The 20841-nt window shown below is 37.9% G+C and carries 20 protein-coding genes; 10 read left to right on the forward strand and 10 right to left on the reverse strand.

The window, feature by feature from the left end; translation table 11 throughout:
• Positions 1-25: 25 nt before the first annotated feature.
• The 3 genes from BTO21_RS04750 to BTO21_RS04760 form a co-directional block, all read right to left on the reverse strand.
• Positions 26-1489 carry an amino acid permease gene (locus tag BTO21_RS04750; protein ID WP_045028596.1) on the reverse strand — a complete coding sequence of 488 codons (1464 nt, stop codon included), beginning with the start codon at positions 1487-1489 and terminating at the stop codon, positions 26-28.
• Between the two features lie 472 nt (positions 1490-1961).
• The gene (locus BTO21_RS04755) at positions 1962-3266 is read right to left on the reverse strand and encodes an inosine/guanosine kinase (RefSeq protein WP_045028594.1); all 1305 of its coding nucleotides are present in this window, start codon (positions 3264-3266) and stop codon (positions 1962-1964) included.
• Positions 3267-3562: 296 nt separating this feature from the next.
• Complete coding sequence (locus tag BTO21_RS04760; protein ID WP_045028593.1) at positions 3563-4261, reverse strand: DUF2786 domain-containing protein; 699 nt, start codon at positions 4259-4261, stop codon at positions 3563-3565.
• Between the two features lie 305 nt (positions 4262-4566).
• Here BTO21_RS04760 and BTO21_RS04765 point away from each other — a divergent pair, with 305 nt between their 5' ends.
• From BTO21_RS04765 to yghU, 4 genes are all read left to right on the forward strand, one after another.
• The gene (locus BTO21_RS04765) at positions 4567-5577 is read left to right on the forward strand and encodes a transposase (protein ID WP_105026707.1); all 1011 of its coding nucleotides are present in this window, start codon (positions 4567-4569) and stop codon (positions 5575-5577) included.
• A gap of 289 nt (positions 5578-5866) precedes the next feature.
• The gene (locus tag BTO21_RS04770) at positions 5867-6565 is read left to right on the forward strand and encodes an MOSC domain-containing protein (protein WP_045030365.1); all 699 of its coding nucleotides are present in this window, start codon (positions 5867-5869) and stop codon (positions 6563-6565) included.
• A gap of 186 nt (positions 6566-6751) precedes the next feature.
• Positions 6752-7426 (forward strand): haloacid dehalogenase type II, encoded by a 675-nt coding sequence (locus BTO21_RS04775; protein WP_045030370.1) that lies wholly within the window; start codon positions 6752-6754, stop codon positions 7424-7426.
• Between the two features lie 60 nt (positions 7427-7486).
• Entirely contained in the window at positions 7487-8344 is an 858-nt protein-coding gene (gene yghU / locus BTO21_RS04780) for a glutathione-dependent disulfide-bond oxidoreductase (RefSeq protein WP_045030371.1), read from the forward strand.
• A gap of 76 nt (positions 8345-8420) precedes the next feature.
• Here the strand turns inward: yghU and BTO21_RS04785 are convergent, their stop codons facing one another.
• Together BTO21_RS04785 and BTO21_RS04790 are read right to left on the reverse strand one after the other, a co-directional pair.
• Complete coding sequence (locus tag BTO21_RS04785; RefSeq protein ID WP_045030372.1) at positions 8421-8801, reverse strand: DUF4156 domain-containing protein; 381 nt, start codon at positions 8799-8801, stop codon at positions 8421-8423.
• Between the two features lie 181 nt (positions 8802-8982).
• Entirely contained in the window at positions 8983-9285 is a 303-nt protein-coding gene (locus BTO21_RS04790) for a DUF3861 domain-containing protein (protein ID WP_045030374.1), read from the reverse strand.
• A gap of 129 nt (positions 9286-9414) precedes the next feature.
• Here BTO21_RS04790 and BTO21_RS04795 point away from each other — a divergent pair, with 129 nt between their 5' ends.
• Positions 9415-9843 (forward strand): MarR family winged helix-turn-helix transcriptional regulator, encoded by a 429-nt coding sequence (locus BTO21_RS04795; protein ID WP_045030376.1) that lies wholly within the window; start codon positions 9415-9417, stop codon positions 9841-9843.
• A 68-nt stretch (positions 9844-9911) separates the two neighbouring features.
• The gene (locus tag BTO21_RS04800; protein ID WP_045030379.1) at positions 9912-10874 is read left to right on the forward strand and encodes a hypothetical protein; all 963 of its coding nucleotides are present in this window, start codon (positions 9912-9914) and stop codon (positions 10872-10874) included.
• A gap of 236 nt (positions 10875-11110) precedes the next feature.
• On the opposite strand, the gene BTO21_RS04805 is transcribed toward BTO21_RS04800, so the two are convergent.
• Together BTO21_RS04805 and BTO21_RS04810 are read right to left on the reverse strand one after the other, a co-directional pair.
• Positions 11111-11560, reverse strand: a complete 450-nt coding sequence (locus BTO21_RS04805) for a DUF411 domain-containing protein (protein ID WP_045030383.1) — start codon at positions 11558-11560, stop codon at positions 11111-11113.
• Positions 11561-11654: 94 nt separating this feature from the next.
• Entirely contained in the window at positions 11655-11900 is a 246-nt protein-coding gene (locus tag BTO21_RS04810; RefSeq protein ID WP_045030385.1) for a hypothetical protein, read from the reverse strand.
• 365 nt (positions 11901-12265) lie between these two features.
• Here BTO21_RS04810 and BTO21_RS04815 point away from each other — a divergent pair, with 365 nt between their 5' ends.
• Positions 12266-12622, forward strand: a complete 357-nt coding sequence (locus BTO21_RS04815; protein WP_045030386.1) for an L-threonine 3-dehydrogenase — start codon at positions 12266-12268, stop codon at positions 12620-12622.
• A gap of 80 nt (positions 12623-12702) precedes the next feature.
• Here the strand turns inward: BTO21_RS04815 and BTO21_RS04820 are convergent, their stop codons facing one another.
• Positions 12703-13431 carry a phosphatase PAP2 family protein gene (locus BTO21_RS04820; RefSeq protein WP_045030388.1) on the reverse strand — a complete coding sequence of 243 codons (729 nt, stop codon included), beginning with the start codon at positions 13429-13431 and terminating at the stop codon, positions 12703-12705.
• Between the two features lie 453 nt (positions 13432-13884).
• On the opposite strand from BTO21_RS04820, the gene nagE reads away from it, so the two are divergent.
• Positions 13885-15267, forward strand: coding sequence for an N-acetylglucosamine-specific PTS transporter subunit IIBC (gene nagE / locus BTO21_RS04825; RefSeq protein WP_045030392.1), 1383 nt, complete (start codon positions 13885-13887; stop codon positions 15265-15267).
• Between the two features lie 448 nt (positions 15268-15715).
• On the opposite strand, the gene BTO21_RS04830 is transcribed toward nagE, so the two are convergent.
• A complete protein-coding gene (locus BTO21_RS04830) occupies positions 15716-17713 on the reverse strand; it encodes an LTA synthase family protein (protein ID WP_052672675.1) in 1998 nt (665 codons plus the stop codon).
• Positions 17714-17948: 235 nt separating this feature from the next.
• On the opposite strand from BTO21_RS04830, the gene BTO21_RS04835 reads away from it, so the two are divergent.
• Positions 17949-18626 carry a response regulator transcription factor gene (locus BTO21_RS04835; RefSeq protein ID WP_045030394.1) on the forward strand — a complete coding sequence of 226 codons (678 nt, stop codon included), beginning with the start codon at positions 17949-17951 and terminating at the stop codon, positions 18624-18626.
• Positions 18607-19944: a sensor histidine kinase gene (locus tag BTO21_RS04840; RefSeq protein ID WP_045030396.1), complete on the forward strand. Its 1338-nt coding sequence runs from the start codon at positions 18607-18609 to the stop codon at positions 19942-19944. Before BTO21_RS04835 ends, BTO21_RS04840 begins: the two co-directional genes overlap by 20 nt.
• 139 nt (positions 19945-20083) lie before the next feature.
• Here BTO21_RS04840 and BTO21_RS04845 read toward each other — a convergent pair whose 3' ends face one another.
• Complete coding sequence (locus BTO21_RS04845) at positions 20084-20800, reverse strand: DUF3581 domain-containing protein (RefSeq protein WP_045030401.1); 717 nt, start codon at positions 20798-20800, stop codon at positions 20084-20086.
• Positions 20801-20841: the final 41 nt, after the last annotated feature.

Here is a 20841-nt window from a genome sequence, read left to right on the forward strand (position 1 = left end):
CTTTTGTTTAGGGGCATATTAATAATTAGTGAGTTTGAGTTGCTGTTTTATTCTTTGTTGATGTTGATGTTGATGTTGATGTTGATGTTGATGTTGATGTTTTAGCCGCTTTTTTCTCGAAACGAGATATCCATAAGTAAGCCAGCCCTGCAAAAACTGCTGTCATAAACACATTGATAAAGAATGCTTTAACAAGATCAACACCTGGAGGGAAAGCAGAAGCTGTCATACTCACGATAAAGATAACAATCAGTACCGACACCATACCCATACCAAACATCCGTGAACCCATGCGGAAATCGCGCGGGGTATCATCATGTTTAAGACGGAATACAAAGTAAGCCACCATAATAAAGATCGGCGGTAGCATTGCCGTGCCTGCGGTTAAATTAATCGCAGTACTCATCATCTCTTGCACTGATTCTGAACCAAACCCGTTAGCGATTAGCATCACTAATACAAAACCAAATTGCCACCATGCTGCGCGTACAGGTACACCATGCTTATTTAGCTGGGTAGTTTTTTCACCGTAAACACCTTTAGGAATTTCTGAAAAGTGAATTTTAACCGGTGCTGCGGTCCACATCATCATTGCGCCAAACATGGCAATAAATAGTACGATACCGACAAAACGTCCGACTAATGGTGCAGAAAGATCAAAGTAGTGAGCCATGCCGGTGAATATTTCAACCATACCACCTGAGTAAGAGAGATCACCACGTGCAACAAACACGTTAACCAATAGTGAGCCAATCGCATACATGCTACCAATAATAGCACCGGCTGCGATGATCACTTTAATGAATGATTTCTGTCCGCCTTTGACGTCGTTTAAGTAAGCTGCTGCGGTTTCTGCACCCCCTGCGGCTTGGAAAATCCAACACATAATACCCAATGTTGCCCAATTAATCGTCGGGGTCATGGCTTCTAAAGTGATAGGTTCTACGGGTGGGGTATCGCCATTTAATGCCATTAATGCACCAATGACGTAAACAGCAAATAAGGCAAAGACTCCGTAGGCAACGATTTCTGAAATCTTACCCAGCCATGATGCACCTTTGGTTGATATATGGGTGGCAGCCGCAAATAAGACAATTGAAATCATCGACGTTACCATTGGCGAAAACGCATATTCATAACCGAGCATCGCATAAGATGCATAAGCAATAACGTTAGGTAACAATGAGATAAACCAGAATAGATTTACAAACCAGTATAAAAATGACCCCATGTAAGCCGCTTTGGTGCCAAGAGGTTGTTTGATCCAATCATACATACCTGATTCGGAGTTTTTATTCGCAGAGACAAATTCAGCAATGATGAAAACAAAAGGGATGAAATAGATCAAGGTGGCAAAAAGAAAAATGGGGGCTGAACTTAACCCTAGTTCGATGTTGTTGTTAACAATATTACGGACATTGAAGACAGCTGCAAATGTCATAGATAGTAAAGCAAATTTTCCAATCGTACCGCGCATAGATTCAGACATAATGTCCTCCGTTGAATCAAATCGATGATAACTCAGACTGGAAATGAGAGTGTTACCAAAAGATGCGAGAAATAAACCACCAAACCGATGACGTTATAAACCATCGAATTAGTTAACATAGATACGATTTTAGTAAAACTTTTACTAAAATATAGTAGTGAAAACGTTTTCCTTTAACTTGGTCACAGTTTGCTGTTGATTGAATGTCGACAATGTGATCTTAGTTAAGAGTTGTTATTTGATTAGCATCGGCACAGAAAAATGCTGTAAAAATAGTCATAATTTAGGTGTTTTATATATTTATAATTTAGTTTCAATAAGTTAAGACTGTAGGCTGAATAAACGAGAGGGCTGTTATTTATAGTATTGGTAAGGTGAGCGACAAGTAGAAATGAGAGTAGTTGTTGACGAGTAAAGATATAAAAAAAGAGCGATCATTCGCTCTTTTTTAGAAAAAGGTAATCAGTGTTGATTAACGTTCCCAGTAAGCTTCTTCTAAACAGTCTTCGCGTTCAGGCAAGCCATGAGAAAGACGTGGCGCATGTTGAATTAGCACCTCGTAACTGACACGGTTTGAGTATTGGCAAATTTGTGAGAATGAAGAGTACGATAAAAAATTAGCAGTATGTTTAGCAGAGTTCGGTACATTGATTTTATGGAAACGGTTCGCTGACATATCATGTAGCAGAGCAGATAGGGCTGCATCACCGGCACCATTGGTGTTTTTTATCTCCATCGGGCCACCAAGGTAAGGGGCAATGTGAGAGTAGACACGAACAGGATTGATGCAATCAGCTTTAGCCATTGGACGACTAAATTCATACTTATTAAATTCAGCAATACGACCTGGCAATAATGGCAGCGTTGATTCACGCTTTAGTTCATTATCAGTGTAACCTGCCATGTAAAGACCTGCAGGGCCAGCAGTACATAATACCATATCAACCCATTCTAGCGCTTTATCAGCAGCCATTAGTGGGTCTTTTTCGCCAGTCAGTGCTTCTGCTTCTTCTTCATTCATTGCGATACAAGTAACGTGTTCTTTGATGAATTCAATCCACCATTCACGCTTGTCTTCAATGACATATTTAGTACCAAGAGTCAGTACGACAGGAACATTATTCTTTTTCGCAAATTCAATCGCTTTTAGTGCCGCATCTTTCATTGGATCGGTAGGTTTACCGCGTACCAAATAAGAAGAAAGTACTAATGCTGAGGCTTGTTTAAATGCACACTCAGGAATACTATCAGGACTTAATTGATTCATTTGACCTTCGTTGATAGCAAACGTACGTTCGCCATCTTTAGTGATCAGCGTGTAACAACGCCCAATAGGACCACATACAGGTTGAAGGTAATCAAGATCAATACGGCTAGAAGTATTACATAGGTAGCGGTAGGCGTAAGATCCAATTTTAAGATCTTTACTCATCACACCCAGTAAGATGGATTTATCATCAGCGAGAACAGAGTAGTTATGTAACGTATTACCAATGGTATCGCCAGGGTATTCATGGCTGATCAGTTTACGTTCTTTTAACTCTTGGTATAGGAGTTCCGCTTTATCTTCATCAAGAACTAAAGAGTGGCCTTTACTTAGAGCATGTCTGGCTAAGAAGTCATCGTCGACCCGCGCTTCAATATCAACAATCGTTTGACCTACGCCAACAAGATGTGATTTAGCTAATGGGTTTTCTTGTTGAATTTGAACAACCAATGGATCGCGAGCATTGACAGGGAAGTAATGCTTTGACTTACGTTGACCAGGAAATTTCATGTCTAAAGGCTATAGAAATAAGGGATTTTGATTCATTCTATCATAAAAATGAGAGATAAATCCCATTTCTTTGATGTTCTTACATTGAAATTGATTCTTTTGCTGTTTTTTTAAACGACTTGTTCAAAAAGCTACGTTTAGATGCTAATAAGACAAGTTTAATGGTGTTTTTATTGTTCAATTGGTATTTTTAATTATAAATTAGCCATACGGTATTTATTGCTATAACTGGTTGTTACAAGGGATATTTATAAAAAAAGCCGCAAAAGCGACTTTTTTGTTCAGAAACGATAAAGTTAATTTAATCGTTTGAGTTCTTGTTGGGCGCTTGTGCCACCAACAGGACGGCTTACTGAAATAGAACGGCCTTTTTTCATGCCTTTTTCGTAATCATCAGTGAGTGCTTTCATCGCTTCTTGAAGTTGTTTTTTAAATGTTTCACGATCTAAATTCTCAAACTGCTTATCGATATAGTTCGCCATGCGCTGATCATGGTCATCATCGGTATTTAATACTGGCAGTTTTTCTAATGCGCCTTCAAGCCAGCCCGCGAGAAATGATGACACGCGACGAGCGACTTCTGATGTACTCGTACCTGTGCCAGCAAAGCTATTACGGAATTGCCCTGTTTGTTGATTCATTTCACGGTAAACAATATCAAATGCAAATGCAGCAAAAATAGCGCGCTCTGCAGCACCAATAAACTCAGCTTGTTTTAAGCCTTTGTAATTAGTAAGAACACACTCAACCCCAAAGCGACGATTAATACCACGAATGATCTTAAGAATTTGTGCACTAATATCCGTTGGTAGTAATGTTTTCGATTTGGTTTTGCCCATCTTAATAAATTCAATATCGTCTTTTTCTAGACCATATTTGAGCATGAGGCGGTGAGCCATACGAATGGCTTGGGCTGCTTCGTTTACATTGGCTGAATTACCCAACTCAAGGCATTTTGCAATTTTCTTGAGGGCCTTTCGCTTCTGTTCTGACATTAAACATACTCATGACTAAAAGAGGGCACATATTTTACCGCTTTATGCCCCCATACTACAAGCATGGAATTGTGATAACTGTTAGATTTAATAGGGATTTCGCTAGGAGATTGATATTTAATCAGAAAGAGACTCAATAAAGTGTCGAAGAAAATAGTTTTAGGAGGCATTACAACGACAAAACGGTTATCTCAAACTCGGTTAGTTGATAGATAATACATCGGTAAAAACAATGGACAGCCATAACATTGCGCATCAACCATAAGTAACTACACTTAAGCTTCAAGTTGCTTATGGTGAAACTAATGACAATCTCAAGACGGAAATTGATAGAGCCTCACATTACGCCTTTTTATCATGTAATTAATCGCTGTGTTCGTCGTGCCTATTTGTGTGGTGATGACCCATATAACGGTAAAAACTATCAACATCGTCGTGGTTGGATAGTAAATAAAATCAAACAATTAGCCGCTGTATTTTGCATTGATGTTTGTGCTTATGCTGTGATGAATAACCATTATCATTTAGTGCTAAAAATAGACACCGAGCAGCAACAAAAGTTAACGCCAGAAGAGGTGATATCACGTTGGTTACAGTTATTTAGTGGTAATCCTATCGCTGTCGATTTTTTAAAAGAAGGTCAAATAGCCGCTGACAAACAACAAGCATTATCAAATTTAGTAGCTGAATGGCAACAACGCTTAGGCAGTATTAGCTGGTTTATGCGCTGTCTTAATGAAGAAATAGCGCGAAAAGCTAATAAAGAAGATCAATGTAAAGGTGCGTTTTGGGAAGGACGGTTTAAGTCTCAAGCATTATTGGATGAACAAGCGTTATTATCTTGTATGATGTACGTTGATTTGAATCCGATCAGGGCAGGCGTTACACCGTCACTCGAGCAGTCTGATTTCACCTCAATTCAGCAACGTATTCGTGAATACCATCAAACTAAAGTTTCTCGTTCAAGTAAAGCATCATCAAGTGCTAATCATTTTCAGTTATTACCCTTTGTTGGTGGTGAACATCAGGCAAAAACAGTCGGGATAAACTTTGCTTTTGCAGATTATCTTGAACTTATTGATTGGACTGGTCGCTGTATTCGCAATGATAAAAAAGGTTTTATTGGATCTAACCAACCAAAGATTTTGCAACAATTAGGAATAACATCAGACGCTTGGCTTGAGCATAGTGAACAATTTATGGAACGTTATGCTAATGTGAGTGGCAAATGGTCACAGATGTGTGCATTCAAACAACGTATTGGTGGACATTGGTGCAAAGGGAAATCTGCGAGTCATCAGTTACATCCTAGTTAGACATTATTTATAAATAAATTCAAATACCGCAATAACCGTCAGGATTGCGGGCGTTGTCGATCCTGCAATATAGGGATGTGACAGATTTAATGAAGAATTAAAATAATAAGCCGTAAATTTGATAGTAAAAGAGTTTGTTGTTGGTGGAATGGTTTATTTTTTAGGGGGCGATATTACAATGATAAAGATTTGGTTGTCCAGAGTGCTCTTTTGACACTTAAATGATAGGGTTTAAACGATCTACATTATAATTGTTTGAGGCGACACTCAGTAAGTAAATAAGGTAAGTATGAAAAAGGAAAACTATCTTCATAATATTTATCGCGGAAACGTTGAGCATTGTTATGGCTTTCAAACTGCGATAAATAAATCTTTGGTTGAGGGGCGTTTATATTTGTCTCTTAAAGGCTTGGAAGGTGATGAATGTGCTGATTTACGTCATCATGGTGGATTAGAGCGTGCACTACATCAATACCCCTTAGAGCATTATGCTTATTGGCAGCAGCAATATAGCATTGATGTTAATTGGATTGCGCCCGGAATGGGAGAAAACCTAAGTTCGATTGGTATGACAGAGGAAACCGTGTGTTTAGGGGATCGTTATCAATGGGGAGAAGCCATTATTGAAGTCAGCCAACCTCGTTCACCTTGCTTTAAATTAAATAAACGTTGGGGTATTGATAACTTTTCTCTGAATATGCAGCAAATAAGTCGTTGTGGTTGGTTATATCGTGTTATTCAAGCAGGAATGGTTAGTGTTGATGAGCCACTGATATTAATTGCTCAAGAACCTAATGTAATGACGTTACGTGAAGTCTGTGATGTTTTTTTTGGTGATCCGCTAAACAAAGCAGGACTTTTAAAGTTAACACAACAAGCGAAATTATCAGAAAGTTGGAAAGCAAAGGTAATTGCTCGCCTTGAAAATAATCAGGTAGAACGTTGGGATTTTCGATTGTTAGGGCATGAGAGTGTTGATTCTTTTTAGGGCCATGCTCGTGATATAAAGACCGCTAAAATATATGGCTGTCCAGAGTGCTTTTGTTCTTTGGAATATATCATCTAATTAATCGGTATATAGAATATTGGACAAGTAGAAATATCAATGTTAATTATGGGTATGCCACGATAAGGATGTCATTTAAGCGTTTAACTTATTGTAAAGAGTAATTATATGAACAAAAAAGTGATACTTTTTGATATAAATGAAACGGTTTTAAATTTAGGCGCTTTAAAACCAATATTTAAGGAAACTTTTGGTAGCGAAGATGCGTTATCTTTATGGTTTTCAAAGTTACTGCATCTTTCAACTGTTTGTATTACTACTAAGGTAAAGAGTAACTTTGCAGAACTCGCAACTATTGTTCTTGATGCTATTGCTGTTAATTATAAAATCCAATTAACGGAAGATCAGCGAACTGAGTTACTTGGCGCTTTTTCAAATTTATCACCGCATTCTGATATAAAACCTGCTCTTAGTAAGTTGCGTCAACATGGTTTTAAAGTGGTCGCATTATCGAATTCATCATTGAACCTTATTTCAATGCAAATGAAAAATGCTGAATTAACAGACTCTTTTGATGACATTATCTCAGTAGAAGAAACGGGAAGTTTTAAGCCTGATCCTACCGTTTATAAATTTGCAGCAACAAAGTTACAACAACCAATAGATCAATTATGCCTAGTGGCGACCCATGATTGGGATACACATGGTGCTTTATCAGCAGGTTTAGATGCAGCTTATATTGATAGAACGGGTGTTCCTTATAATCCACTGTATTTAAAACCAAAAATCCATTCAACTACGATGGGTAATCTAGTAGATAGCATTATTGCCGATCAAGCATAAAAAGAAATAAATGTATTCGTGAGATTGTCAGTAAACAAATAACAATGGTTAGGAGTTAACATGGAAAATCAATATATCCCACCGAAGCAATGGCAATTTGATAGTGAAAGTGGCGGTAAATGGGCACAAATTAATCGTCCTGTTGCTGGTTCAACACATGAAAGATCATTACCCATTGGTAAATACCCATTACAGCTTTATTCGATGGGAACACCTAATGGGCAAAAAATAACGATTATGCTTGAAGAGTTGTTAGCAGCGGGGAAATCGGATGCTGATTATGATGCGCATTTAATTAATATTGAGGAAGGTGATCAATTTTCTTCTGGTTTTGTTGATGTTAATCCTAATTCAAAAATTCCCGCTTTAGTTGATCATTCAGAAATCCCCGCCATAAATGTGTTTGAATCAGGTTCAATCTTATTTTATTTGGCTGAAAAATTTGACCTGTTCTTACCCAAGTCTGGTAATGATCGCACACAAGTGATGAATTGGTTATTTTGGTTGCAAGGATCTGCGCCATATCTCGGTGGTGGATTTGGTCATTTTTACGCATATGCACCAGAAAAATATGAATACCCGATTAATCGTTTTACGATGGAAATAAAACGTCAATTAGACGTACTTGATAAACAATTAGCAAATAATCATTACATTGCGGGTGATGAATACAGTATTGCGGATATTGCAATGTGGCCATGGTATGGCAATTTAGTCTTAGGGTACCTTTACAACGCAAGAGAGTTTCTTGATGTGGCGAGTTATACCCATGTGCAACGTTGGGCTACGATGATATTAAATCGTCCTGCGGTGCAAAGAGGGCGTATTGTCAATCGAACTTGGGGTGAAGTGTGGGAGCAGTTACCTGAGCGTCATACTGCTCAAGATATTACGGATGTGTTATCACAGAAGCCTTAGCTAACTTAGGGCAGTCATTAATAATAATGGCTGTCCTAAACTAAGAGTATAAATCGAGAAGAGAATAGTAATCGTGTTATTTAACGGTTGGTATTACTTCAGGTTTGATTGCTGGGGTAACTTTAGGTTCGTGACATAAATAGGCATTAGCAAACATGGTAACCGAGCTAGAGAAATCAAGTGGTTGATAGAGGTACACAGTGTTTGCACCTAATGCGGCAGCTTTAATGCGCATTTGGTTTAACGTTCCCCATACCATGTCTTTATCTGCATGAAACCAATAGTCATAAAAATGGCCTTCTGAGCCGTAGACAATTCCCATTCGTTGACAATTTTCAATAGCTTGTACATCATCCCAAATCACATCAACTTTAGCAGATTCAGGGGTAGGGAAAGTGACACAGCCACTTAATAACAGTGTTGAAGCTAACATTGAGTTAACTATTAGTTTTTTCATGTAAATATCACGGACAAAATAAATATCGCGCGAGTGTATGTAAAAAAAAAGTATTGGCAAGTAAATAAAATCAATACTCAGACAGTAATAACATTAATTGGTTTGTGGTTTAATGTTATGTGCTAATTAGTCTCGAGCTGCTATTTGTGTATCTTTAAGTAGTAGATTGAGGTAGATGAAATTATTTATCGATTAATGCGCTTTTAACGGTATTTTTTAGCTTGATCATGAGTGTTTTAAAGTGAGGCATAAACTCTGCAAAAAGAGGATGTTTGCGATTCATCATCATTACTGGACCTAATAATCGCAGAGAAACACCGACTCTGGTTGCTTGTGTCGCATCTAATCCACTACCTTGCTTTAAATTTTCAATGATCTTAAAAAGATCTTCTCTATCTTGAAATTCAAATTGTATCGTTTTATCTGTAGAGGGGTGAGAGGCGAGTTCCTCAATAGTAACGCGGTAGATATTTTCTTTAGTCATGACTGTACTCTTATTGAGATAAATGTAACCATGGTTGACAGTATCAACTATAATTCAATTTGGTTGATGTTGTCAACCTTATGTCGAATCGTGATTGTGCTAAATAGAGATAGAGGGAGTGAATAAGTAATGGTAATTAATAAATCGTTAGAGAGTTTGTATCAATTGGTACATGCGTTAAAACGTCAATTACATGAGGACGTTGAACAACTTGAGCTTGATATTACACCGATGCATGTGCGCGTGATTAAGATCATTAATAAGATGAGACCATGTACAGCAATTGATATAGCAACAGTATTAGAAAGAGATAAAGCACAGATAACACGCTTAGTAAGCACCCTAATAAAGAAAGGATTCATTATCAAAGCCCCAAATCCGATTGATAAGCGCAGTTCGTATTTATGTGTGACTGAGCGTGGAATGGAGATTGTTGAAAAGCTGGCTGTTATTGATAATGCGATTCAGGTAAAAATAACAAAAAATATTAGCTTAGATGAGATAGCGCTGTTTCAACAACTTGCCGATAAAATGATCAATAATCTTCGTGATCAATAATCATCTTGTTGTTGGTGTAGAGTCTTTGCATAATACCCAATGTACTTTCATTCATAAATAGCAGACAAATGACTTCTTCATACCATAATATCGATGTGCCTTTTGACTATCGCCATACCTGTTGGTTCTGTGGCGAACCGTATTTTGACAGTCATGCATTTATGGCTGTTCCAAATTATGATAACCAAACGTTGCCGATTATGTTGCCGTGCTGCCAAGAGTGTTTTGCTTTTGCTAATGCAGTAAAGGTCAGCAGTTTAGATTTGTTACGTGACAAAGTGAAACAACAGCTACATAAGAAATATCATAAACATCTACAGATTGGTGTTAATTGGACTAAAGAAGAGCTTGAATCGTCTGAAATGGACGGAAAGGCGCTAGAAGGGTTCCGTATCAGCGGCTGGAAGATGTTTGAAATAGCCAAAGAGCGAGTGAATTATGCTGGCTGGCCGATTAATATTGACGGGCTACCTTGCTACGATGTGACAACGACTTTTCAGTTTGAATATGATGGCATCATCTATACCAGCTTAAACCACGCCGTGACTCAATTAGCCGCTTTGTACGCTATTCCACAGCCTTATTTAGAGCAAGTCATTGAGCTGGTGGGGCGAGATAAAATGACCTATGCCTTACGCTTTTGTAAAACAACGTATGGCTATTCACCAGCTGAGAGAGAATCGAGCCTTGCTAGTTTACGAGCACTGCTTGCTGAGGAACAGGCGAATGCACAACCATTACGACGTTCAACAACAGGGCTGCGTAAGGTTGCGTTGACAGATATTAAGCAATTGATGTTGTACCGTACCATTATTGCGCCACCAGCGATTCAATGGGCATTAGAACGGGGTATACAAACGTTAGTAGAATTAGCTGACCATGAAGATGTGTTCTTTGAACATTTCGGTAAAGAATCAGAATTAACTGCGTTTACTTATTTTAATGGCTTACAAATTTATTTCGAAAAGCGCGAGTTAGATCCCGAGTGGGCTGAGCAATCTGATCCCAATCGAGATCTATTTACAGAGTAACGTGTTTAGATAACGCACTATAACTTTTTATATCTTAAAGAAAAACTACGTACTATTGATATATAGATATAACGACGGATACGTTTAATCGCTGAATTAAAGCTATCAAGATAATAATTAAGTAGTTTATTTAAGTGTGATGTTGTGGTTTGACGTTACTTTTTAACTATAGAAGAGTTTAATGATAAGAAGGTTAGCGCTAAATATTTAGCGCCAACCTTTATTTTATCTAGTGATTAGTTATGACTTGCCCATACCATAGTACGGCCCTTGTCATCAAAAGCGACCACGTTATAACTGTCTTTCTTATCGCCATATTCCATGCCTGGTGATCCCATTGGCATACCACCAACAGCCAGTCCTTTCATTCGTGTTGGCTTACTTGCCAAAAAGCGTTTGATGTCAGCCGCAGGGATGTGGCCTTCAAAAGTGTAACCTTCAATTTGAGCCGTATGGCAAGATGCATACTCAGGTAATACTCCTAACTTAATTTTAGTTGGCGTTAGGTTTTCTTGATAAACACTTTCGAGCTCAAAGCCATTATCTTTCATATGCGTTATCCACTCTTTACAGCAACCACAATACGGCGATAAGTAATTAGTGCCTTTGATGATAGGTGCAGTAGTGGCAGACGCAGTAGCTGAGATAAAAAGAGCACATGTTAATAGAGTACGTTTGATGATCATGATGACATTCCTAAAATAACAAGTTTGCACATTAATAATGTAATGAGTGCAAAGCAGATGATGTAAGTAAAGTGTTTAAAGCTGATATCACACTTTATGCCATCGGCGGTTTTAGTAATGGTTCATGATAATAACGAGGAGGATGGCAGAGTTCATTCATTAGCACTTCGGCACAACGGAATGATTGAAAACTAAAGCTAGGTAATAGTGCAGGTTGGTGTTGGGTTTGTGACGAGCAATCATCGCTATTACACCCATCACCACAAATTGAATTGTTAGCGAGTGTTGTTATAAGTTGTTCAATAGTAGCGTTATTTTCGCAACAGGCGCTATCGTTCATGCTGCTACAATGCGACATTGGTGTTGGTGTTATTTTTGTGGTGTACGCATACGCTGTATTAGTGAATACAGTTATGATAAGTACACTATGTACAATAAAATATACCCAATGGTGTATCATTTTGATGATTAGCTTATCCTTTATTATTTTCGTGCATTATAGGTTTAATCTGCAATTCAACAACGAATAACTTGTAATAAAGTATTAAGTATATCTATATTATATTACTGGCATAAAAAACTGACACATATTCTTACAGCTAATTTATGGATGAAAAAAATCAATTCGTTTAAATTCACCACTGCGCGCAGTGATGAATAACGTTGGGTTTATTCAATGTATTGAAAGCGCTTTTAGGAAAGAAAATGCAATATACAGAAAAAGATCGTCGAGTTTTGCACGATACATGGATGAGCTACAAAGCAAAAATGCGTATAACTCAAATAGAAATGGCTAAAAAACTGGAGTTAACGCAACTTGAATTTTCAAACATTCTGCGAGGGGATTCTGTTATTCATCATCAGTTTGTGAATGATTTTTGTGGCATTTTAAATATTGACCCAGTGTTAATTCTACCTTCGTTACGTGAAGCCGTACAAAAAGGATCGTTAACTAATTCTATCGTTAAAAATACGTTTATCTTTGACGGTGAAATTAAGAAAGTAACGTATGTTGGTAATCAACTTGTTGTTGAGTATGAACATACACCGAGTGCTATCTAAGAGTGATCTAAGGTTATTTATGCTATAAAAAAGGCTCATAGCATAATGCGATGAGCCTTTTTTGATGTTACGGTTTTATGCTATTTTTTTTGTTTATTTTTCTTTGCATTTTCGTCCCATTCAGGGATAAAGAAGTAAAGCACTGCCGCTGAGAGTATGGAACCCATCACATCAGAAGGGAAGTGCATACCTAGCCATAAACGACTTATACCCACACCTGTTGCCCAAATGATTAATCCACCCGCAACAAGATAATTACCTCTACGAATAAAGAAACCACCCCAGAACAGCACACAAATAGCAGCGAAGATAGTATGGCCTGATGGGAAAGAGTAGTTAGTTTCGCCTTCCCAACTGCGTAAACGCCAAGGACTAATATATGCCCCTGCTTGTTTCACAACATTCTCTTTCGCGGTTGAATCTAATGCATAGAAGTCTGCTGGTGAATCGACTAAGTGTAATGCTTGTAGTTCGTAAGTATAAGGACGAGGTATTGCTGTTTCATGCTTCAATACCGTTTTAGTCACGAAACTTAGCACAAGTAAAATACCAAATTGAATCCATACTTTAGTGATGGTTTTCTTTGGTAATTTTAGAAATACAGGTATAAGGCACAGTAACGCCGCAGTGATAAGGAAGAATGGACTCCCCGCACTATCGGTTAATAAAGCAAAGGATATGCCCGCAGCGTCACTCACCGGCATAGTTAAGACCGGTACGGGGAAGATATGAATAGCAATAAAAAGCAAGATTGCAAATAAGGCTAATGCAATAAAGTTAGGGAGTTTCTTAGATATAAAAGTCATCATGGAGGAAGTTCAATCTTATCATTGTATAATTATGTAAGTAGGCCATAAAAAAAATATAAACTGTCAGAAAATTGACATTTTTTTCATAATTTAAAGCGGAAGCATTTTTCGCATAAATTAGCTTGAATGTCATTAAGTATATCGCTGAAAAACACATTCTATGCTTATTTGTCAGGTAACGTTCATTTTTCTCATTTATTCAACAATCAGATAATGAAAAATAAGCATAATACTTACAAAAACAATGGTTGCCATAATGTAAAAATTGTATTTTTTCTTGATGTATTCTTGTGATATTTCTTAAATTGTGAGGGCTGTCACGTGAAATTGAGCCAACATTAAGAAAACTTAATGTTTATCTTAAACTAAGTTTAGCTAACTACTGTATGGTTAGCACATGCTTAAACGACATTTGTTGTTTATTAATTTTGATGTGATGACATGGAGAAGGGAATGAGTATTCTTGGACATTTCCAAAAGCTCGGAAACGCGATAATGTTTCCGATCGCAGTATTGCCTATTGCTGGTATTTTATTGCGTATCGGACAACCCGATCTATTAAATATACCTTTTATTGCAGCAGGTGGTCAGGCAGTTTTCACAAACTTAGCCCTGCTATTTGCAATGGGTGTTGCTGGTGGTTTTTCGAAAGATAACTCAGCAGCAGCAGCAATTGCAGCCGCGGTTGGTTACTTCATTATGATGGCTGCAATGAAGACACTTAATGCTGATGTCGACCCTGGTGTTGCTGGTGGTATTATTATTGGTGTATGTGCAGGCTTGTTATACAACCGTTTCCACGCAATTAAATTGCCAGAGTTCCTTGGCTTCTTTGGTGGTAAGCGTTTTGTTCCTATCATCACAGGTTTAGTTGCATTGGTTCTTGCTTTTGCCTTTAGTCTTGTATGGCCTCCTGTTCAGGATGCTATCAACCATTTAGGTAAGTGGATTCTAACAAGTGGTGTCCCTGGTGAGTTCGTATATGGTGTTGCTAACCGTCTATTGATTCCACTTGGTTTGCACCACATTCTTAACAGTATGGTTTGGTTTGTGTTTGGTAACTACACAGATCCTGCAACTGGTCAGATTGTTACAGGTGAAATTTCACGCTTCTTCGCAGGTGACCCATCTGCAGGACGAATTCTAAGTGGTTTCTTCCCAGTAGTAATGTTTGGTCTTCCAAGTGCAGCATTAGCATTCTATGTAACGGCTAAGAAAGAAAACAAGAAAGTTGTAGGTGGTATGTTATTGAGTGTGGCATTGACTGCATTCCTAACAGGTATCACTGAACCAATCGAATTCATGTTTATGTTTCTAGCACCTGGTTTGTACTTAGTACACGCTATTCTAATGGGTGTCAGTATTGTTGTTGCATCAATGCTTAACATTCATATGGCATTTAGCTTCTCGTCAGGCTTGATTGATTACATCTTGAATTATAACGCTCCCGCAGCGCACAATTCTTGGGAAATTATTCCAATGGGCTTAGTGGTTGGTGTTATCTACTTCGTGATTTTTGTTAGTGCAATTAAGATGTTTAATCTTAAAACACCTGGCCGCGAAGATGCACCAGCAGAAGACTCAAACCCGACTTCTGATAGCAAGGCTGATTTAGCCGTACAATATCTAGAAGCACTAGGTGGTAAAGATAACTTAACGGATATCTCTGCGTGTATTACTCGTCTTCGTCTAGGTATTGTTGACCGTTCAATCATCAATGATGCCAAACTAAAGCAGTTGGGTGCGAAGGGTGTTGTAAACGTAGGCTCAAATAACCTTCAAGTTATTATTGGTCCACAAGCTGAAATTATTGCTAACCAAATGAAAGCGCTATAAGCATCATTGATTAAGCAAAATACAGTATTCGCGATTTCATAACTTCCCCCTATGGTCGCGTTAAACGGTCTACCTTTTGGTAGACCGTTTTTTTTTGCTAATAATTTGCTAGTAATAAACTGAACATAACATCAGTAGATTTTCTTCCGCAGCTTTTGAGGGGATGTGTTCATATAACATTGAATGTTTTTTGAGTCTTATTTTTAAGGATAATTGCTTAATGAGTCAAACGGGAAGGATCAATAGGTATTGATATAACAGCAATGTGGGATTGATAGTCTAGTAGCCAGTTTTACTTGACCACGTTATGGCTAGCGATTAAAGAGGCGGATGTTGTATTCAATAATGGCTTTGGATGCCTTACTGACTTACTCAGGTGTGAGTATATTACCCCTGAGTAAGTCGGTGAGTTTCATTAATAGCGTTTAAACTATCTGCAGTAAACCGGTCATTGTTGAGGCATTGTATGTTGTGCGGATTCTATTTTATTCCATTGATAGAAGTCTTGTTTATAAGATAGGCTTCCCCATAACGCGAATGCATTTGCTGTTTTTATTTCGTCATCTGGTAATTCACTTGGTATTAATATGTGACTTGTAGGATCATAGTGAAAGGTCATGATGTCTTTATTTGGCTGGAAAACAATCGCATGGTTGTCATTGTTTAGCCATGCAAAGTTATTATGATATTGCATGACAGCTCTTTGCTTATGTTCTGCAACGTCTTTGGTTAGGTCATGACCCATCATTGGGTGATTAGCACTGATGCCCGCCATGGATAATAAAGTTGGTGGTAGATCAAGCTGACTTGCTAAACGATTATCTTCATGGGCAGCAACGCCACCACCAAAAATCACGGCTGGAATATGAAAGCAATCTATTGGTACTATTTGATCACCGTAGGCACGTGAATCATGATCAGCAACAAGTACAAAAATAGTATCGTCCCAATAATCTGACTTTTTCGCTTGCTCTATAAATTGTCCAAGAGCGAAATCTGAATATTTAACGGTATTTTCCCGTGTTGCAGATGGGTGATTATACGGTTCTATTTTACCTTGTGGGTAATCGTAAGGTGAGTGATTCGTTGTGGTAAATACAAGGCTGAAAAACGGCTTATTTTGTTCAGTAAGCATACTGAACTGTTCATGCGCTTTGTTATAAAGATCTTCGTCGCATGCCCCCCATGATCCAATAAACTCTGGATTATGAAACGTAGGTAAATCTTGTATATCAACAAATCCATTACCCAATAAGAAGCCTTTCATATTATCGAAATGACTTTCTCCCGCGTAGATAAATTGAGTATGGTAATTCTCTGCTTTAAGCGTCTGAGCGATTGAATAAAAGTTATTTTGGCTTTTAGGTAATTTCACCACAGCATTAGCAGGGGTTGGGAAAAAGCCGGTAGTAACGGCCTCAATACCACGAATAGATCGTGTTCCCGTTGCATATAATCGGGTTAGGTTCCAACTTTCTTGCATCAGTTTATCTAGGTTGGGTGTTAGTGGTAGGCCACCTAGCCCACCGACAAAGCGAGCCCCAAGACTTTCTTGTAGTAAAATCACAATGTTCTTACGCTTACCTGTATTACTCGCTTGATGATATGCCAGTGTTGGTAATAATGGCTGGGTGAACGCTTTAGCCGTTAATTGGCTGTTTTCTTGTAGGGTGTGAATAATATCGCTTGTTTTCATGGGCGGATATATCGTAGATGAATCAACTATTTTTCGCATTAGCTTCATCGCGTACAGTACAGAATAGGATGAATTGAGGGGTAAATCATTCATAAGATTATCGTGTGAAAATGCGATCATCGATGGATTAATCGCACGATGACCAAGTGTCGAACGGGCACCTAATACACACAATGCTACTGTACTAAGAGCGATGACTGGACGCCAGTACCAGTTTGGAGTCTGAAGATCTTGAACGAGGTAATTTGAAAAAATCCAGCCAAAATAAACGGTTGTCAGTGAAATGATCAGTCCAAGCGCTAGCTCAAGTTTGTAACCACTCCACATCATACTCATGACTTCTTTCGGATAAATAAGATATTCGACAAATAAACGGTTTGGTCGTACATCATATTCTTTAATGAAAAAAGGCGTTGCTGCTTCCATGTAGACTAGAAGCCATAATCCAAAGGTGATCCATATTGGAAGTATTATCAACCAAATCTGACTTAGATAAGGAACCCCAATAGCAAGTGGTGTAATAAGACAGGGTAAGATCAGTAAATAACACATACTGACGATATCCATTCGCAAACCAGAGATAAATATTACTTTCCAACCTCGAACGTTAGAGACTCGATTTCTTTGCCAGATACATAAAAAGGTCCGTGAAACAGTCAGTATTATAATGCCAGAAATTAAAAACATCAGTATAGGGAAGGTTACGCCAGTCATCTCTTTGACTGGATCTAGTAGTGTTAAAAAATGCATAAATTGGCTGCTTTAGTTATTTGTGTTTTATAATGATATATCTGATTGTTTATTCTAAAAAAAGTTCAGTTTAATATTTTTTTATTAAAAGTTTTTAACAGTATTAATAGTGGAATAATCATATATTTAGCTTAGATGGATGACAAATCGATATATTCAAAAAATAAAGGTGGACTGTGTATAATGCATAAGTGCCATGAAAAAATATCAATGAGTAAATAGATCTAGGTATGAAATGAAAATATTAGTAATTGAAGATGACCTTACCACTCGAGAGTTTGTTGCTCGTGGATTACGAGAACATGGGTTTGTGGTAGATGAAGCTGAAGATGGCCATCAAGGATTAATGATGGCAACCAGTTGCGAGTATCAACTCATTGTTTTAGATCGGATGTTACCGCAATTAGATGGTTTAAAAGTACTTGCTGCACTAAGAGCCACTGAGAATCACACGCCAGTGCTGATATTAAGTGCGATGGACAGTGTTGAAGATCGCGTTGTAGGATTAACAGCAGGCAGTGATGATTATTTGACAAAGCCATTTGCATTAGCAGAATTAGTGGCACGCGCTAAGATCCTTGTTAAACGCAATCAATTGGTGGCTATTGTTTCGTCAGAATATAGTTATGATGATTTACGGCTGGATATAAAATCACATCGTGTATGGCGTGGATCTCGGATAATTAACTTACAACAAAAAGAGTTCTTGCTACTGCAATACTTAATGGAACATGTTGAAAGTGTTGTTTCTCGCATGAGTCTATTTGAATCTGTTTGGAGTTATCATTTTGATCCAAAAACCAATGTGATTGATGTCCATATAGCTAATTTGCGTAAAAAATTAGAACTTGAAGGTGAGCCTAGTTTAATTCATACCGTTCGAGGAGCTGGTTATGTCTTACGCCGGGTCTGAAAACCTGTCGCGATCAACAATTTTTAAAGTATTGATGTATTTTATTACCTGTGTCGCTATTATTTTCATTCTATTTATCAATCAGGTAGTCGTTAGTTCTGAAACATTTTACCACCAGCAATTAAAACGTGATTTAGTCAATGAAGCTAATTTATTTACAATGATGGTGAGTAAAGGTAATAGTCCTGCATTGTATAAAACGATAGCGGAACGTAAAAAAAACAATACCACATTTAGTTATGTTATTCGGTCGGCAAAACATGTTGTTGATGATATTGGATTATATCCAACGGCATCATTTCTCTTTGGCCCGAGTAAAACAACTCAATTATCTCAAGTGGTGGCTCTGCCTTTAGGTATGGAATTAGTAATAAAGATTAATCCTCAGTTTATGCAAGCCTATCGGCAGACAGTGATTCCAATGTTACTGTCTGGTATTGCTGTTCCAGTGATTCTTATGCTAGCAGGTGCTTCTTTATTTGCCATTGTAATATTAAAAAAATTAGCCCGTGTTAATCATGGAATGAATCGGGTTATTTTAGGAGAGAAAGGGGTTAAATTACCGGTTAGTGAGAATGATGATGAATTTGATGTGTTAGCCATACATCTTAACTTTTTGATTGAACAGGTTGAGAAAAAAGAGACCTCACTAAAAGCTCTCTCTGTTGGAATGGCGCATGATTTACGTACACCAATCGCACGAATGAAACTACGGTTAGAACGGTTATTAACCCAACAAACAGCACCACATACACAAGAATTAGAAGCCTGTCATGATGATCTCGAAGTCTTACTTGGTATGTTTAATGGTATGTTAGAAATTGCTAATTTAAACAGTGGTAAGCAACATATTGATAAAGAATGGGTCGATTTATCACAAGTGTGTCGTGATGTTGTTGAGTTTTTATCACCGATTTCAGATGAGAAGTATCAGCAGCTAACATTTCGAGAAGATGAACAATACCGATTGCAAGGCGAGCCCAGTCTCTTATTTAGGGCGGTATATAATTTGGTTGAGAATGCAATTAAGTACACACCTGAACATGGTGTTATTAATGTGGTTGTCGATCATTTTGGTATTGTAGTCACTGATAATGGTATGGGGGTATCTGATGAAGATAAAGAGCGTATTCGTGAGCCAATGTTCCGCGCTGATCGCAGCCGTACTCATCAAGGATTTGGGTTAGGGTTATCGTTGGTTGAGGCGGTGGTTGTTCGTCATAATGGCGAATTGGTTTTCAGTGATAATAATCCGGGCTTACGGTCTCGATTATATTTACCACTAGCATCTGAAGGTGATTCAAAGAGTGGTGAATAATAATGGCTAATACCAATACCAATTATAATCAGTTTATGCTCTAGTGTAAGAGTAAAAAAGCCCAATCAATTATTATATACTTTCAGTGAGAAAGATAAGTATTGGTTGGGCTTTTTCTTAAAAAGGACAGTAGTACTTATTAGCTGTTGATAGCGTTGAATTTGTCTTTACGTTCATTAAAACGTGTAACTAAATCATCAATACTCTCTTGGCAGTAAGGTTTGAGTCCACTCATCAACATGCGCTTACTACCTGTGCCTACAATTTCTCCATTTTCTTTAAAGCAAAAACGCAGAGTGACGTAACCACGCTTGCCTTCTACTTCAATAATAGAGTCAGTGAGTTCAACCGTCGGTGCTGTTAGATCTAAACGTGTGAAATCAAGTTCCATACATTCATAGATTACTAATGGGCGCGCTGGATTGATCATGATGTCTTTTGATTTCATCAAAGGTACCATGATGTGAGGAAAGTTCATTCCAGAAAACTGCACATAGTTTTTAGTAACTTGTGAAATTAGTACTTCATTTGTTGTTGTTTCACCGCTACGAATGACATCCATGTACACTTTTCCCTTACAGTCGATCACGGACAGTTCTGTAGGGGTTTTTATGTCTATAAGTAGGCAGCTTGATTCATTGATCATACCTGCAAATTCGAAGCGCATTTTTTGGCTCAGGCCAACATTCGCTAAAAGAACAGAAAATAGCAGATCGCCAGGTACACAAAAACGCTTGTTATCTTCATCGTGAATAGGGTTAAAGTCACCGGCTACGCGTTTTGCAAAATGGCTTGCTTGCTCACGAGTAAAAGATAATTCACCGTTGTTATCTGAGTAATATGAATCTAAAAACATGTTTACTTATAATACCTAAAAATAAGACTAGGGCTATTCTA

Source organism: Photobacterium phosphoreum, from assembly GCF_002954725.1.
In the GTDB taxonomy this organism is placed as follows: Bacteria; Pseudomonadota; Gammaproteobacteria; order Enterobacterales; family Vibrionaceae; genus Photobacterium; species Photobacterium phosphoreum.

Excerpts from the sequence above, each read along its gene's own strand:
- BTO21_RS04815 (WP_045030386.1), top strand. The coding sequence starts at position 12,266 with ATGCAATATACAGAAAAAGATCGTCGAGTTTTGCACGATACATGGATG.
- BTO21_RS04840 (WP_045030396.1), top strand. The coding sequence starts at position 18,607 with ATGTCTTACGCCGGGTCTGAAAACCTGTCGCGATCAACAATTTTTAAA.
- BTO21_RS04760 (WP_045028593.1), bottom strand. The coding sequence starts at position 4,261 with ATGTCAGAACAGAAGCGAAAGGCCCTCAAGAAAATTGCAAAATGCCTT.
- BTO21_RS04810 (WP_045030385.1), bottom strand. The coding sequence starts at position 11,900 with ATGAACGATAGCGCCTGTTGCGAAAATAACGCTACTATTGAACAACTT.
- yghU (WP_045030371.1), top strand. The coding sequence starts at position 7,487 with ATGGAAAATCAATATATCCCACCGAAGCAATGGCAATTTGATAGTGAA.
- BTO21_RS04830 (WP_052672675.1), bottom strand. The coding sequence starts at position 17,713 with ATGCATTTTTTAACACTACTAGATCCAGTCAAAGAGATGACTGGCGTA.
- BTO21_RS04805 (WP_045030383.1), bottom strand. The coding sequence starts at position 11,560 with ATGATCATCAAACGTACTCTATTAACATGTGCTCTTTTTATCTCAGCT.
- BTO21_RS04775 (WP_045030370.1), top strand. The coding sequence starts at position 6,752 with ATGAACAAAAAAGTGATACTTTTTGATATAAATGAAACGGTTTTAAAT.
- BTO21_RS04785 (WP_045030372.1), bottom strand. The coding sequence starts at position 8,801 with ATGAAAAAACTAATAGTTAACTCAATGTTAGCTTCAACACTGTTATTA.
- BTO21_RS04835 (WP_045030394.1), top strand. The coding sequence starts at position 17,949 with ATGAAAATATTAGTAATTGAAGATGACCTTACCACTCGAGAGTTTGTT.
- nagE (WP_045030392.1), top strand. The coding sequence starts at position 13,885 with ATGAGTATTCTTGGACATTTCCAAAAGCTCGGAAACGCGATAATGTTT.
- BTO21_RS04765 (WP_105026707.1), top strand. The coding sequence starts at position 4,567 with ATGACAATCTCAAGACGGAAATTGATAGAGCCTCACATTACGCCTTTT.
- BTO21_RS04755 (WP_045028594.1), bottom strand. The coding sequence starts at position 3,266 with ATGAAATTTCCTGGTCAACGTAAGTCAAAGCATTACTTCCCTGTCAAT.
- BTO21_RS04750 (WP_045028596.1), bottom strand. The coding sequence starts at position 1,489 with ATGTCTGAATCTATGCGCGGTACGATTGGAAAATTTGCTTTACTATCT.
- BTO21_RS04790 (WP_045030374.1), bottom strand. The coding sequence starts at position 9,285 with ATGACTAAAGAAAATATCTACCGCGTTACTATTGAGGAACTCGCCTCT.
- BTO21_RS04845 (WP_045030401.1), bottom strand. The coding sequence starts at position 20,800 with ATGTTTTTAGATTCATATTACTCAGATAACAACGGTGAATTATCTTTT.
- BTO21_RS04795 (WP_045030376.1), top strand. The coding sequence starts at position 9,415 with ATGGTAATTAATAAATCGTTAGAGAGTTTGTATCAATTGGTACATGCG.
- BTO21_RS04770 (WP_045030365.1), top strand. The coding sequence starts at position 5,867 with ATGAAAAAGGAAAACTATCTTCATAATATTTATCGCGGAAACGTTGAG.
- BTO21_RS04800 (WP_045030379.1), top strand. The coding sequence starts at position 9,912 with ATGACTTCTTCATACCATAATATCGATGTGCCTTTTGACTATCGCCAT.
- BTO21_RS04820 (WP_045030388.1), bottom strand. The coding sequence starts at position 13,431 with ATGATGACTTTTATATCTAAGAAACTCCCTAACTTTATTGCATTAGCC.